Consider the following 16602-nt stretch of genomic DNA (forward strand, 5'->3'; position numbering starts at 1 on the left):
GGATATGGTGAGCAAGCCTCAGTCGAGGGCCGTTTCATGGCGATGGGAGTCGTCTGTGTCCGGTGAGGCGGCGCCGGCTGGATGGAAGAAGACGGGTAGTCGATCTGGTAGATGCGGCGTACAGGATGCACGGTCAAGGCGATACGGATAGTCCTACCCGGTCGACGCATGATCCTGGTCTTGGTGTCGGCGGGTGGCGGGTCCAGTTCGATGAGCCCCAGCGTGTCGAGGAGCTGTGGAAGATGAATGAGCTGCGGGGTTCAGGTTCTGGTTTGCCGCTGTCGGCTGCTCAGCTGGAGGTTTGGTTTGCCCAGCAGCTTGATCCTGATAATCCGATCTGGAATATCGCGGATTATTACGTTATTGAGGGTGAGCTTGATGTAGCGCTGTTGGAGCGGGCTGTGCGGGTGGCCGTGGGGGAGGCGGAGTGCCTGCGGGCCCGGTTCGGCATTGTTGGTGATGAAGTGCGGCAGACGGTGGTTCCTTGTGAGGATTGGGAGTTCTCGGTCGTTGATTTCACGGGCGAGGTTGATCCTGATGGGGCGGCGCTGGGGTGGATGCGGGCTGATGCCGGGACTGCGGTGGCGTTGGATGCGCCGGTGTTGTTCCGGTTCGCGTTGCTGAGGGTTGGCCCGGATCGTGCGGTGTTGTATCAGCGTGCTCATCATTTGTTGTGGGATGGTTTTAGTGAGGCTTTGTTTGTCGCTCGTGTGGCGGGGATTTATACCGCGGTTCAGGAGGGCCGGTCGTACGGGGATGGTGTGTTTCCGCCGTTGGCGGGTTTGATCGAGGAGGAGCTGGCCTACCGGGAGTCGGCGCGGTTCGAGAAGGATCGCGAGTTCTGGGCGGGGAGGTTCGCGGGGCCGGTGGAGTTGACGAGCATGTCGAGCCGGCCGATCACCGCGGTGCGCACCTTCGTGCGTCGTGGCATGACTCTGGATGCGGGAGTCGCGGAGCGGATGCGGGCGGCGGCTTGGGGGCATCGTGTCGCGTGGCCGACGTATCTGATCGCGGCGACGGCGTGTTATGTGCAGCGGGTTACCGGGGTTCGTGATGTGGTGTTGTCGTTGCCGGTGACCGCGCGTACGTCGGCTGTCGCCAAGGCGACTCCTGGCATGCGTGCGAATTTGGTGCCGTTGGTGTTGGCTGTTCGGCCGGGGATGAGCCGGGGTGATGTGCTGGCGCACGCGTCCCGGGAGGTGGGTCTCGTTGTGCGTCATCAGCGTTTCCGCACCCGCGAGATTCGGCAGATGATGGGACTTTCGCCCGAGGACCGTCGCCCGGTTGGTCCCGAGGTCAACCTAATGAATTCCCTCGGTGGGATGCGCTTCGGCACCGCGACGGTGAAAACGTTCAACCTGACAACCCCGCCCAGCGACGATCTCACGATCATGGTGCACGACAGTGAGGACGGCGGCCTGCGCGTCAAAATAGACGCGAACACCGACCTGTATGACGAGGCTGATGTGGAGGCGCACCTCGCGCGTTTCACCGCCTTTCTGGACACGTTTACCACCGCGCCTGCGGACCAGCCGTTGAACGCGATCGATGTACTCGGCGAGCAGGAGCGTCACCGGCTGTTGGTGGAGTGGAATCCGCCGGCGGTCGAGGGCGATTTCACGGGTGTGGTGGAGCGGGTCCGTGAGCGGGCTGCCACTGCCCCGGATGGTGTCGCGGTCACCGATGATGCGGGGTCGGTGACGTATCGGGAGCTGGTCGCTCGGGCCAACGCGGTGGCCAAGAAGCTGCCGGCGGGCGCGCTGGTGGGGTTGCTGGGCGACCCGGGTGTCCGGTACGTGTCGGCGGTGCTGGGCGTGCTCGGCGCCGGGGGCGCGTATGTGCCCTTCGACCCGGCCGCGCCGGTGGCCCGCACCGCGGCCCTGGTCGCCGACAGCGGCATCGAGGTGCTGATCGCCGCACCGGAGTATCTGGACCTGGCCCGCGAGGTCGCCGGGGCCGGTGGTGTGCGGATGCTGGTGTTCGACGACGCGGTGGACGATGATCCGGCCCCGGCGCGGGGGGTCGCGGACGACCTGGCCTACGTGATCTACACGTCGGGGTCGACGGGCCGGCCCAAGGGCGCGATGGTGCACCGGCGCGGGATGGTCAACCATCTGCTGGCCAAGGTCGAAGACCTCGGCCTGAACCCCTCCGACGTGGTGGTGCAGAACGCGCCGCTGACCTTCGACATCTCGGTGTGGCAGATGCTGGCCGCCATGATCGTGGGCGGGCAGGTCCGGGTGGTCTCCCGGGAGACCGCGATGAACCCGCAACGGCTGTTCGGCGTTCCGGGCGTGACGGTGCTGGAGGTGGTGCCCTCCCTGCTGCGGGCCGCCCTGGACGCCAAGGTGACGGTGCCCGGGCCGGGGTTGCGGTGGCTGCTGGTGACCGGTGAGGCGCTGCCGCCGGAGCTGTGCCACCGGTGGCTCCAGCGTTATCCGGCCGTCCCGGTGATGAACGCCTACGGCCCGACCGAGTGCTCCGACGACGTCACCCACGCGGTGATCGCCAACCCCAATGACGCCACGGGCTCGCGTACCCCGATCGGCCGGCCCATCCGCAACACCCAGCTCTACGTCCTCGGTGATGACCTGCAACCGGTCCCGGTCGGTGTGCCGGGTGAGCTGTATGTGGGCGGTGCCGGTGTCGGCCGCGGCTACCTCAACGACCCCGCCCGCACCGCGGCCGTGTTCGTGGCCAGCCCGTTCGGCCAGGGCCGGCTGTATCGGACCGGTGACCGGGTGGTGTATCGGCCGGACGGCCGGCTGGAGTTCCTGGAGCGCCGCGACTTCCAGGTGAAGATCCGCGGGCACCGGATCGAGCTGGGTGAGATCGAGACCGCGATCCGGTCGGCCGACGGGGTGCGGAACGCGGTGGTGACCGCCGGTGAGCAGCATCTGGTCGCCTATGTGGTGGGCCAGGTCGAGCCTGACGCGCTCCAGGCACACGTCGCCACTCTGCTGCCGGACTACATGGTTCCCGCGGTGGTCATGGTCCTCGACGCATTACCGCTGAGCCCGAACGGCAAACTGGATCGTAAAGCGCTGCCGGCGCCGGACTTCACGGCCCTGTCTTCGGGTCGTGCCCCGCGCAACCCGCGGGAGGAGGCCCTGTGTTCGGTGTTCGCCGAGGTCCTCGATGTGGACTCGGTGGGCGTCGACGACAGCTTCTTCGACCTGGGTGGGCATTCACTGCTCGCGGTGAGGTTGATCAGCCGGATCCGTGGCGCGTTGGGTGTTGAGCTGTCGGTGCGGGATGTGTTCGACGCGCCGACGGTGGCGGGCCTGGTCGGACGGATGGGCGAGGGCGGCCGGAGCCGGTCGGTGCTGGTGGCCGGGCCGCGGCCGAGTGAGTTGCCGTTGTCGTTCGGTCAGCGGCGGCTGTGGTTCCTCAACCTGCTCGAAGGGGCCTCGGCGACCTACACCATCCCGATGCTGCTCCGGCTGAGGGGCAGCCTGGACCGGGACGCCTTGGCCGCCGCCCTGGCCGATGTGGTGGAGCGGCACGAGGTGCTGCGCACGGTGTATCCGGAGGTCGACGGCCGGCCGGTGCAGGTCATCAGGAGCGACAGGCCCGAACTCGTGGTCAGGTCGGTCACTGAGACGGAACTCCCGGCCGCGATCGAGACTGCTCGCTCGGTCGGTTTTGACCTGACTGCGGAGTTGCCGATGCGGGCCGAGTTGTTGGTGCTCGGCCCGTCTGAGTGTGTGCTGCTTGTCGTTATGCACCACATCGCCAGTGACGGCTGGTCCATGATGCCGTTGGCGCGGGATCTGGCTGCGGCGTATGAGGCGCGTTGTTCGGGGATGGCGCCGCGGTGGAAGCCGTTGCCGGTGCAGTATGTGGATTACGCGTTGTGGCAGCGGGAGCTGCTGGGCAGCGAGGATGACGAGCGGAGCCTGATCTCCGAGCAGCTGGCCTTCTGGACCAAGGCGCTCGACGGCTTGCCCGAGGGGATCACACTACCGGCCGATCGGCCGCGTCCGGCGATCGCCAGCTACCGGGGCGACACGTTCGAGTTCGTGCTCACTCCGGAACTCAAGTCCGACCTGGATAGCCTGGCCAGGAAGAACAACGCCAGCCTGTTCATGGTGCTGCAGGCCGGGCTGTCCGTGTTGCTGGGCAAGCTGGGCGCGGGCACCGACGTCCCGCTGGGCAGCCCGGTCGCCGGCCGGACCGATGACGCCCTCAACGATCTCGTCGGGTTCTTCGTCAACACGCTGGTGCTGCGCACCGACTTGTCCGGTGATCCGACGGTGCGGGAGCTGCTGGGCCGGGTGCGAGATGCCGATCTGGCGGCGTTCGCGCACCAGGACGTGCCGTTCGAGCGGCTGGTCGAGGTGCTCAATCCGGCTCGGTCCCAGTCGCGGCAGCCGCTGTACCAGGTGATGGTGGTGCTGCAGAACAACGCGGCCGCACAGGTCGAGTTGCCCGGCCTGGACGCCGGTGTCGAGCCCCTCAACGCGCCCGCCGTGGACTTCGATCTCGAATTCGACTTCACCGAACACGATGATGGCAGCATCGGCGTGCTGGTCACGTACGCCACCGACCTGTTCGACCGCGCGACCGTTCAGGAGATTTCAGCCCGGCTGGAACGGGTGTTGAACGGCATGGTGCCTGGCGCGGACGCGCCGTTGAGTGCGATCGATGTACTCGGCCAGGAGGAACGCCGCCGGTTGTTGGTGGAGTGGAATCCGCCGGCGGTCGAGGGCGATTTCACGGGTGTGGTGGAGCGGGTACGTGAGTGGGCTGCCACTGCCCCGGATGGTGTCGCGGTCACCGATGATGCGGGGTCGGTGACGTATCGGGAGCTGGTCGCTCGGGCCAACGCGGTGGCCAAGAAGCTGCCGGCGGGCGCGTTGGTGGGATTGCTCGGCGACCCGGGTGTCCGGTACGTGTCGGCGGTGCTGGGCGCTCTCGGCGCCGGGGGGGCGTATGTGCCCTTCGACCCGGCCGCGCCGGTGGCCCGCACCGCGGCCCTGGTCGCCGACAGCGGCATCGAGGTGCTGATCGCCGCACCGGAGTATCTGGACCTGGCCCGCGAGGTCGCCGGGGCCGGTGGTGTGCGGATGCTGGTGTTCGACGACGCGGTGGACGATGATCTGGCCCCGGCGCGGGGGGGCGCGGACGACCTGGCCTACGTGATCTACACGTCGGGGTCGACGGGCCGGCCCAAGGGCGCGATGGTGCACCGGCGCGGGATGGTCAACCATCTGCTGGCCAAGGTCGAAGACCTCGGCCTGAACCCCTCCGACGTGGTGGTGCAGAACGCGCCGCTGACCTTCGACATCTCGGTGTGGCAGATGCTGGCCGCCATGATCGTGGGCGGGCAGGTCCGGGTGGTCTCCCGCGAGACCGCGATGAACCCGCAACGGCTGTTCGGCGTTCCGGGCGTGACGGTGCTGGAGGTGGTGCCCTCCCTGCTGCGGGCCGCCCTGGACGCCAAGGTGACGTTGCCCGGGCCGGGGTTGCGGTGGCTGCTGGTGACCGGTGAGGCGCTGCCGCCGGAGCTGTGCCACCGGTGGCTCCAGAGTTACCCGGCCGTCCCGGTGATGAACGCCTACGGCCCGACCGAGTGCTCCGACGACGTCACCCACGCGGTGATCGCCAACCCCGATGACGCCACGGGCTCGCGTACCCCGATCGGCCGGCCCATCCGCAACACCCAGCTCTACGTCCTCGGTGATGACCTGCAACCGGTTCCGGTGGGGGTGCCGGGTGAGCTGTATGTGGGCGGTGTGGGTGTCGGCCGCGGCTATCTGAACGACTCGGCCCGCACCGCGGCGGTGTTCGTGGCCAGCCCGTTCGGCCAGGGCCGGCTGTATCGGACCGGTGACCGGGTGGTGTATCGGCCGGACGGCCGGCTGGAGTTCCTGGAGCGCCGCGACTTCCAGGTGAAGATCCGCGGGCATCGGATCGAGCTGGGTGAGATCGAGACCGCGATCCGGTCGGCCGACGGGGTGCGGAACACGGTGGTGACCACCGGCGAGCAGCACCTGGTCGCCTACGTGGTACCGGCGGCTGGGACGCTGGACACCGCTGTGCTGAGGGAGTATCTGACCGGTTTGCTGCCGGAATACATGCTGCCTTCGGTCTATGTCACGCTGGATGAGCTGCCCTTGTCGTCGAACGGCAAACTGGACCGCAAAGCGCTGCCGACGCCGGACTTCACGGCCCTGTCTTCGGGCCGTGCCCCGCGGAACCCACGGGAGGAGGCCCTGTGTTCGGTGTTCGCCGAGGTCCTCGACGTGGACTCGGTGGGCGTCGACGACAACTTCTTCGACCTGGGTGGCCATTCGCTGCTGGCGGTGAGGTTGATCAGCCGGATTCGTGGCGCGTTGGGTGTTGAGCTGTCGGTGCGGGATGTGTTCGACGCGCCGACGGTGGCGGGCCTGGCCGAACGGATGGGCGAGGGCGGCCGGAGCCGGTCGGCGCTGGTGGCCGGGCCGCGGCCGAGTGAGTTGCCGTTGTCGTTCGGCCAGCAGCGGTTGTGGTTCCTCAACCTGCTCGAAGGGGCCTCGGCGACCTACAACTTGCCGATTGCCTTGCGGTTGAGCGGTGAGCTGGACCGGGACGCCTTGGCGCAGGCTCTGGCCGATGTGGTGGAGCGGCATGAGGTGCTGCGCACGGTGTACCCGGAGGTCGACGGCCGGCCGGTGCAGGTCATCAGGAGCGACAGGCCCGAACTCGTGGTCAGGTCTGCCACCGAGACGGAACTCCCGGCCGCGATCCTGGCCGCTTGCTCGGTCGGTTTCGACCTGGCTGCGGAGTTGCCGATGCGGGCCGAGTTGTTGGTGCTCGGCCCGTCTGAGTGTGTGCTGCTTGTCGTGTTGCACCACATCGCCAGTGACGGCTGGTCGGCGACGCCGCTGGCACATGATTTCGCTGCGGCCTATGAAGCACGCAGTTCGGGGATGGCGCCGCGGTGGAAGCCGTTGCCGGTGCAGTATGTGGATTACGCGTTGTGGCAGCGGGAGCTGCTGGGGAGTGAGGATGACGAGCGGAGCCTGATCTCCGAGCAGCTGGCCTTCTGGACCAGGACGCTCGACGACCTGCCCGAGGAGATCACACTACCGGCTGATCGGCCGCGTCCGGCGATCGCCAGCTACCGGGCTGACGCGTTTGAGTTCGTGCTCACTCGGGAGCTCAAGGCCGGGCTGGACGTGCTGGCCAGGGAGAACAACGCGAGCCTGTTCATGGTGTTGCAGGCCGGGTTGTCGGTGTTGCTGGGCAAGCTGGGTGCGGGCACGGACGTCCCGCTGGGCAGCCCGGTGGCGGGTCGGACCGATGACGCCCTGGATGATCTTGTCGGGTTCTTCGTCAACACGCTGGTGTTGCGTACCGACTTGTCCGGTGATCCGACGGTGGAGGAGTTGCTGGGCCGGGTGCGAGATGCCGATTTGGCGGCGTTCGCGCATCAGGACGTGCCGTTCGAGCGGCTGGTCGAGGTGCTCAACCCGGCCCGGTCCAGGTCGCGGCACCCGTTGTTCCAGGTGATGATGGCGCTGCAGAACAACGCGGCCGCACAGGTCAAGATGACCGGCCTGGACGCCGGTGTCGACCCACTCCGCCCCTCGATTACGAACTTCGACCTGACTTTCGATTTCGCCGAGCACGGTGATGGCAGCATCGGTGTGCTGGTCACGTATGCCACCGACCTGTTCGACCGCGCGACAGCTCAGCGGATGTCCGAGCGACTGGTCCGCGTTCTCGACAGCATGGCGTTCGACGCGGATGCGCCGTTGAGTGCGATCGATGTACTCGGCCAGGAGGAACGCCGCCGGCTGTTGGTGGAGTGGAATCCGCCGGCGGTCGAGGGTGGTTTCGCGGGTGTGGTGGAGCGGGTCCGTGAGCGGGCTGTGGCTGCCCCGGATGGTGTCGCGGTGTCGGATGATTCCGGGTCGGTGTCGTATCGGGAGCTGGTGGGTCGGGCGAACGCGGTGGCCAAGAGGCTGCCGGGGGGCGCGTTGGTGGGGTTGCTGGGCGATCCGGGTGTCCGGTATGTGTCGGCGGTGCTGGGCGCTCTCGGCGCCGGGGGCGCGTATGTGCCCTTCGATCCGGGCACGCCGGTGGCCCGCACCGCGGCCCTGGTCGCCGACAGCGGCATCGGGGTGCTGATCGCGGCGCCGGAGTATCTGGATCTGGCCCGTGAGGCCGTCGGGGCCGGTGGCGTGCGGGTGCTGGTGTTCGACGATGCGGTGGACGATGATCTGGCCCCGCCGCGCGGGACCGTGGACGATCTGGCGTATGTGATGTTCACGTCGGGGTCGACGGGCCGGCCCAAGGGTGCGATGGTGCACCGGCGCGGGATGGTCAACCATCTGCTGGCCAAGGTCGAGGATCTTGGGCTGGGGGCGTCGGATGTGGTGGTGCAGAACGCGCCGGTGACGTTCGACATCTCGGTGTGGCAGATGCTGGCCGCTCTGATCGTCGGCGGGCGGGTCCGGGTGGTCTCCCGGGAGACCGCGATGGATCCGCAACGGCTGTTCGGTGTTCCGGGCGTGACGGTGCTGGAGGTGGTGCCGTCCCTGCTGCGGGCCGCTCTGGATGTGTGGGATGGGGGTGTCTCGGTTCCCGAGTTGGGGTTGCGGTGGCTGGAGTCGGCCGGTGAGGTGCTGCCGGCGGAGTTGTGCCGCCGGTGGTTCCAGCGTTTCCCGGCTGTGCCGGTGATGAACGTTTACGCCCCGACGGAGTGTTCCGACGGTGTGACGGGTGCGGTGATCCGTAGCTCCGATGACGTCGCGGGGCTGCGTACCCCGATCGGCGGGCCTATTCGTAACACCCGGGTGTATGTGCTGGGTGATGATCTGCAGCCGGTTCCGGTGGGGGTGCCGGGTGAGTTGTATGTGGGCGGTGTGGGTGTCGGCCGCGGGTATCTGAACGACCCTGCCCGGACCGCGGCGGTGTTCGTGGCCAGCCCGTTCGGTGGGGGCCGACTGTATCGCACCGGTGACCGGGTGGTGTATCGGCCGGACGGCCGGCTGGAGTTCCTGGAGCGCCGCGACTTCCAGGTGAAGATTCGCGGGCACCGGATCGAGCTGGGTGAGATCGAGACCGCGATCCGGTCGGCCGACGGGGTGCGGAACGCGGTGGTGACCACCGGTGAGCAGCATCTGGTCGCCTATGTGGTGGGCCAGGTCGAGCCTGGCGCGCTCCAGGCACACGTCGCCACTCTGCTGCCGGACTACATGGTTCCCGCGGTGGTCATGGTCCTCGACGCATTACCGCTGAGCCCGAACGGCAAACTGGACCGCAAGGCGCTGCCGGCGCCGGACTTCACGGCCCTGTCTTCGGGTCGTGCCCCGCGCAACCCGCGGGAGGAGGCCCTGTGTGCGGTGTTCGCCGAGGTCCTCGATGTGGACTCGGTGGGCGTCGACGACAGCTTCTTCGACCTGGGTGGGCATTCGCTGATCGCGGTGAGGTTGACCAGCCGGATTCGTGGCGCGTTGGGTGTTGAGCTGTCGGTGCGGGATGTGTTCGACGCGCCGACGGTGGCGGGCCTGGCCGAACGGATGGGCGAGGGCGGCCGGAGCCGGCCGGTGCTGGTGGCCGGGCCGCGGCCGGGCGAGTTGCCGTTGTCGTTCGGTCAGCGGCGGTTGTGGTTCCTCAACCTGCTCGAAGGGGCCTCGGCGACCTACACCATCCCGATGCTGCTCCGGCTGAGGGGCAGCCTGGACCGGGACGCATTGGCCGCTGCCCTGGCCGATGTGGTGGAGCGGCACGAGGTGCTGCGCACGGTGTATCCGGAGGTCGACGGCCGGCCGGTGCAGGTCATCAGGAGTGACAACCCCGAACTCGTGGTCAGGTCTGCCACCGAGGCGGAACTCCCGGCCGCGATCCAGGCCGCGTGTTCGGTCGGCTTTGATCTCACTGCCGAGTTGCCGGTCCGCTCTCACCTGTTCGTCCTCGGTCCGACTGAGTCTGTGTTGCTGTTGGTGTTGCATCACATTGCTGGTGATGGCTGGTCGATGATGCCGTTGGCGCGGGATTTCGCCGCGGCGTATGAGGCGCGTTGTTCGGGGATGGTGCCGGGGTGGAAGTCGTTGCCGGTGCAGTATGTGGATTATGCGTTGTGGCAGCGGGAGCTGCTGGGCGGTGAGGATGACGAGCGGAGCCTGATCTCCGAGCAGCTGGCCTTCTGGACCAAGGCGCTCGACGGTCTGCCGGAGGAGATCACACTACCGGCTGATCGGCCGCGTCCGGCGATCGCCAGCTACCAGGCTGACGCGTTTGAGTTCGTGCTCACTCCGGAACTCACGTCCGGGCTGGACGTGCTGGCCAGGCAGAGCAACGCGAGCCTGTTCATGGTGTTGCAGGCCGGGTTGTCGGTGTTGCTGGGCAAGCTGGGTGCGGGCACCGACATCCCGTTGGGCAGCCCGTTCGCCGGTCGGACCGATGACGCCCTGGATGGTCTTGTCGGGTTCTTCGTCAACACGCTGGTGTTGCGTGCGGATCTGTCTGGTGATCCGACGGTGCGGGAGTTGCTGGGCCGGGTGCGGGATGCCGATTTGGCGGCGTTCGCGCATCAGGACGTGCCGTTCGAGCGGCTGGTCGAGGTGCTCAACCCGGCCCGGTCCAGGTCGCGGCACCCGTTGTTCCAGGTGATGGTGGTGCTGCAGAACAACGCGGCCGCACGGATCGAGCTGGCCGGCCTGGACGCCGGTGTCGACCCGCTCCGCCCCTCGGTTTCGGACTTCGACCTGACTTTCGGTTTCACCGAGCACGGTGATGGCGGTGTCGGTGTGCTGGTCACGTATGCCACCGACCTGTTCGACCGCGCGACCGTTCAGCGGATGTCCGAGCGACTGGTCCGCGTTCTCGACAGCATGGCGTTTGATGCGGATGCGTCGTTGAGTGCGATCGATGTGCTCGGGCAGGAGGAGCGTCGCCGGTTGTTGGTGGAGTGGAATTCGTCGGCGGTCGAGGGTGGTTTCGCGGGTGTGGTGGAGCGGGTTCGTGAGCGGGCTGTGGCTGCTCCGGATGGTGTCGCGGTGTCGGATGATTCCGGGTCGGTGTCGTATCGGGAGCTGGTCGCTCGGGCGAACGCGGTGGCCAAGAGGTTGCCGGCGGGTGCGTTGGTGGGGTTGCTGGGCGGCCCGGGGGTCCGGTTTGTGTCGGCGGTGCTGGGGGTGCTCGGTGCTGGGGGTGCGTATGTGCCGTTCGATCCGGATGCGCCGGTGGCCCGCACCGCGGCCCTGGTCGCCGACAGCGGCATCGGGGTGCTGATCGCGGCGCCGGAGTATCTGGATCTGGCCCGCGAGGCCGTCGGGGCCGGTGGCGTGCGGGTGCTGGTGTTCGACGACGCGGTGGACGATGATCTGGCCCCGGCGCGCGGGGCTGAGGATGATCTGGCGTATGTGATGTTCACCTCGGGGTCGACGGGCCGGCCCAAGGGGGCGATGGTGCACCGGCGCGGGATGGTCAACCATCTGCTGGCCAAGGTGGAGGATCTCGGGCTGGACTCCTCGGATGTGGTGATGCTGAACGCGCCGTTGACGTTCGACATGTCGGTGTGGCAGATGCTGGCCGCTCTGATCGTGGGCGGGCGGGTGCGGGTGGTCTCCCGGGAGAGCGCGATGGATCCGCAACGGCTGTTCGGTGTTCCGGGCGTGACGGTGCTGGAGGTGGTGCCGTCCCTGTTGCGGGCTGCCCTGGATGTCGGGGTGACGGTGTCCGGGCCGGGGTTGCGGTGGCTGCTGGTGGCCGGGGAGGCGCTGCCGGCGGAGCTGTGCCACCGGTGGCTCCAGCGCTACCCGGCCGTCCCGATGATCAACGCCTACGGCCCGACCGAGTGCTCCATCGGCGTCACTCAGGCGGCGATCCGTCACGCTGATGACGCCACGGGGTCGCGTACCCCGATCGGGCGGCCCATCCGCAACACCCAGCTCTATGTACTCGGTGATGACCTGCAGCCGGTTCCGGTGGGGGTGCCGGGTGAGCTGTATGTGGGCGGTGTGGGTGTCGGCCGCGGCTATCTGAACGACTCGGCCCGCACCGCGGCGGTGTTCGTGGCCAGCCCGTTCGGCCAGGGCCGGCTGTATCGGACCGGTGACCGGGTGGTGTATCGGCCGGACGGCCGGCTGGAGTTCCTGGAGCGCCGCGACTTCCAGGTGAAGATCCGCGGGCATCGGATCGAACTCGGTGAGATCGAGACCGCGATCCGGTCGGCCGACGGGGTGCGGAACACGGTGGTGACCACCGGCGAGCAGCACCTGGTCGCCTACGTGGTACCGGCGGCTGGGACGCTGGACACCGCTGTGCTGAGGGAGTATCTGACCGGTTTGCTGCCGGAATACATGCTGCCTTCGGTCTATGTCACGCTGGACGCGCTACCGCTGACCTCGAACGGCAAACTGGACCGCAAAGCGTTGCCGGAGCCGGACTTCACGGCCCTGTCTTCGGGTCGTGCCCCGCGGAATTCGCGGGAAGAAGTGTTGTGTTCCGCGTTCGCCGAGGTACTCGATGTCGAGACCGTGAGCATCGATGACAGCTTCTTCGATCTGGGTGGCCATTCGCTGCTGGCGGTGAGGTTGATCAGCCGGATTCGTGGCGCGTTGGGTGTTGAGCTGTCGGTGCGGGATGTGTTCGACGCGCCGACGGTGGCGGGCCTGGCCGAACGGATGGGCGAGGGCGGCCGGAGCCGGTCGGCGCTGGTGGCCGGGCCGCGGCCGAGTGAGTTGCCGTTGTCGTTCGGTCAGCGGCGGCTGTGGTTCCTCAACCTGCTCGAAGGGGCCTCGGCGACCTACAACATCCCGATGCTGCTCCGGCTGAGGGGCAGCCTGGACCAGGACGCATTGGCGCAGGCCCTGGCCGATGTGGTAGAGCGGCATGAGGTACTGCGCACGGTATATCCGGAGGTCGACGGCCGGCCGGTGCAGGTCATCAGGAGCGACAGGCCCGAACTCGTGGTCAGGTCTGCCACCGAGGCGGAACTCCCGGCCGCGATCGGCACTGCTTGCTCGACGGGCTTCGATCTCACTGCCGAGTCGCCGATGCGGGCCGAGCTGTACGTACTCGGCCAGTCCGAGTATGTGCTGCTTGTCGTGTTGCACCACATCGCCAGTGACGGCTGGTCCATGATGCCGTTGGCACGTGATTTCGCTACGGCCTATGAGGCGCGCTGTTCGGGGATGGCGCCGCGATGGGCGTCGTTGCCGGTGCAGTATGTGGATTACGCGTTGTGGCAGCGGGAGCTGCTGGGCAGCGAGGATGACGAGCGGAGCCTGATCTCCGAGCAGCTGGCCTTCTGGACCAAGACGCTGGAGGGGTTGCCGGAGGAGATCGCGCTGCCGACTGATCGGCCGCGTCCGGCGATCGCCAGTTACCGGGGCGACGCGTTCGAGTTCGTGCTCACTCCGGAACTCAAGTCCGACCTGAATAGCCTGGCCAGGAAGAACAATGCCAGCCTGTTCATGGTGTTGCGGGCCGGGTTGTCGGTGTTGCTGGGCAAGCTGGGTGCGGGCACGGACATCCCGCTGGGCAGCCCGGTGGCGGGCCGGACCGATGACGCCCTGGATGATCTTGTCGGGTTCTTCGTCAACACGCTGGTGTTGCGCACCGACTTGTCCGGTGATCCGACGGTGCGGGAGCTGCTGGGCCGGGTGCGGGATGCCGATCTGGCGGCGTTCGCGCATCAGGATGTCCCGTTCGAGCGGCTGGTCGAGGTGCTCAATCCGGCTCGGTCTCAGTCGCGGCAGCCGTTGTTCCAGGTGATGGTGGTGCTGCAGAACAACGCGGCCGCACGGGTCGAGCTGCCCGGCCTGGACGCCGGTGTCGAGCCCCTCAACGCGCCCGCCGTGGACTTCGATCTCGAATTCGACTTCACCGAACACGACGACGGCGGTATCGGTGTGCTGGTCACGTATGCCACCGACCTGTTCGACCGCGCGACCGTTCAGGAGATTTCAGCCCGGTTGGAACGGGTGTTGAACGGCATGGCATCTGGCGTGGACGCGCCGTTGAGTGCGATCGATGTGTTGGGAGAGCGGGAGCGTCGCCGGCTGTTGGTGGAGTGGAATTCGTCGGCGGTCGAGGGTGATTTCACGGGTGTGGTGGAGCGGGTTCGTGAGTGGGCTGCCACCGCTCCGGATGGTGTCGCGGTCTGCGACGATTCCGGCTCGGTGACCTATCGGGAGCTGGTCGCTCGGGCCAACGCGGTGACCAAGAAGCTGCCGGCGGGCGCGTTGGTGGGGTTGCTGGGCGACCCGGGAATCCGGTACGTGTCGGCGGTGCTGGGCGTGCTCGGCGCCGGGGGCGCCTATGTGCCCTTCGACCCGGGCACGCCGGTGGCCCGCACCGCGGCCCTGGTCGCCGACAGCGGCATCGGGGTGCTGATCGCAGCGCCGGAGTATTTGGATCTGGCCCGCGAGGCCGTCGGGGCCGGTGGCGTGCGGGTGCTGGTGTTCGACGACGCGGTGGACGATGATCTGGCTCCGGTGCGGGGGGTTGGGGACGACCTGGCCTACGTGATCTACACGTCGGGGTCGACGGGCCGGCCCAAGGGTGCGATGGTGCACCGGCGCGGGATGGTCAACCATCTGCTGGCCCAGGTCGAAGACCTCGAACTGGACTCATCGGACGTGATGGTGCAGAACGCGCCGCTGACCTTCGACATGTCGGTGGGGCAGATGCTGGCCGGTCTGATCGTGGGCGCGCAGGTCCGGGTGGTCTCCCGCGAGACCGCCATGAACCCGCAACAGCTGTTCGGCGTTCCGGGCGTGACCGTGCTGGAGATGGTGCCCTCCCTGCTGCGGGCCGCTCTGGATGTGTGGGATGCGGGTGTCCCGGTTCCTGAGTTGGGGTTGCGGTGGTTGCTGGTCGGCGGGGAGGCGCTGCCGGCGGAGCTGTGCCACCGGTGGCTCCAGCGTTACCCGGCCGTCCCGGTGATGAACGAATACGGCCCGACCGAGTGCTCCGTCTGTGTGACGAGTGCGGTGATCCGTAACCCCGATGACGCCACGGGGCTGCGTACCCCGATCGGCCGGCCTGTCCGCAACACCCAGCTCTATGTACTCGGTGATGACCTGCAGCCGGTTCCGGTGGGGGTGCCGGGTGAGCTGTATGTGGGCGGTACCGGCGTCGGCCGCGGCTACCTCAACGACTCGGCCCGCACCGCGGCCGTGTTCGTGGCCAGCCCGTTCGGCCAGGGCCGGCTGTATCGGACCGGTGACCGGGTGGTGTATCGGCCGGACGGCCGGTTGGAGTTCCTGGAGCGCCGCGACTTCCAGGTGAAGATCCGCGGGCACCGGATCGAACTCGGTGAGATCGAGACCGCGATCCGGTCGGCCGACGGGGTGCGGAACACGGTGGTGACCACCGGCGAGCAGCACCTGGTCGCCTACGTGGTACCGGCGGCCGGGCCGCTGGACACCGCTGTGCTGAGGGAGTATCTGACCGGTTTGCTGCCGGAATACATGCTGCCTTCGGTCTATGTCACGCTGGATGAGCTGCCCTTGTCGTCGAACGGCAAACTGGACCGCAAAGCGCTGCCGACGCCGGACTTCACGGCCCTGTCTTCGGGCCGTGCCCCGCGGAACCCACGGGAGGAGGCCCTGTGTTCGGTGTTCGCCGAGGTCCTCGACGTGGACTCGGTGGGCGTCGACGACAACTTCTTCGACCTGGGTGGCCATTCACTGCTCGCGGTGAGACTGATCAGCCGGATCCGTGGCGCGTTGGGTGTTGAGCTGTCCATCCGGGATGTGTTCGACGCGCCGACGGTGGCGGGCCTGGCCGGGCGCGCGGATGTCAGTGGCTCGGTCAACTCGTTTGAGGTGTTGCTGCCACTGCGGGTGACAGGGCATCATACGCCGATTTTCTGCGTGCACCCGGTGGGCTGCGTCGCCTGGCCGTATATCGCGCTGACCGCGCAGCTCGGCCCGGACTTCCCGGTGTACGGCCTGCAGGCGCGGGGCATGCTGGAGCCGGACCGGGTACCGGAAAGTGTCGAGCAGATGGCGGCCGACTATCTCGAGCAGGTCCGCACCGTCCAGCCCGAAGGGCCCTACCACCTGCTGGGCTGGTCATTCGGCGGTGTGGTCGCCCATGAGATGGCGCGGCAGTTGCAGCAGGCAGGGCAGACCGTCGCGTTGCTGGCCAGCCTGGACAGCCACCCGGTGGCCGAGGCAGGCGAGGTGGAGCTGACCAGCGATACCGAACTGCTGCGAGCCATCCTTGCCCTCTTCGGGCATGCGGCGCCGCAGCGGCCTTCGGCGGCCGAGGTACTGGAGATCCTCAGGCACGAGCACAACCTCGCGGTGCTGGCGACAGAGGAACAGTTGATGAACGTGGTCGCCGCATGGCGTGCGAACGTCGAGCTGAACCTGGCTCACCGGCCCGGCAGGGTCGGAGGCCGGATGTTGCACTTCGTGGCCGGCCGCGAAAACACCCCGGGCGATTGGACGCCGTTCGCGGAGACCGTCGACAACCACCGAATCGACTGCGGGCACGATGAGATGCTGCAGCCCGAGCCGCTGGCTGAGATCAGCCGAGTCCTCGCCAAGGAAATCATCCCGAAGGAATAGGAGGCCGATCGTGCCTGACGCGCTGATCCCGTGGCGGGGCAAAACCATTGTCGCGACAGCGGATCGTGAAAGAGATTCTGAA

Annotated in this window: 1 protein-coding gene; it reads left to right on the forward strand. The window is 67.8% G+C overall.

What is annotated here, in order from left to right:
* The first annotated feature begins 242 nt into the window (after positions 1–242).
* A complete protein-coding gene (locus OIE13_RS09885; RefSeq protein WP_326829908.1) occupies positions 243–16520 on the forward strand; it encodes a non-ribosomal peptide synthetase in 16278 nt (5425 codons plus the stop codon).
* Positions 16521–16602: the final 82 nt, after the last annotated feature.

This window comes from Streptosporangium sp. NBC_01810, from assembly GCF_035917355.1.
Lineage (GTDB): Bacteria > Actinomycetota > Actinomycetes > Streptosporangiales > Streptosporangiaceae > Streptosporangium.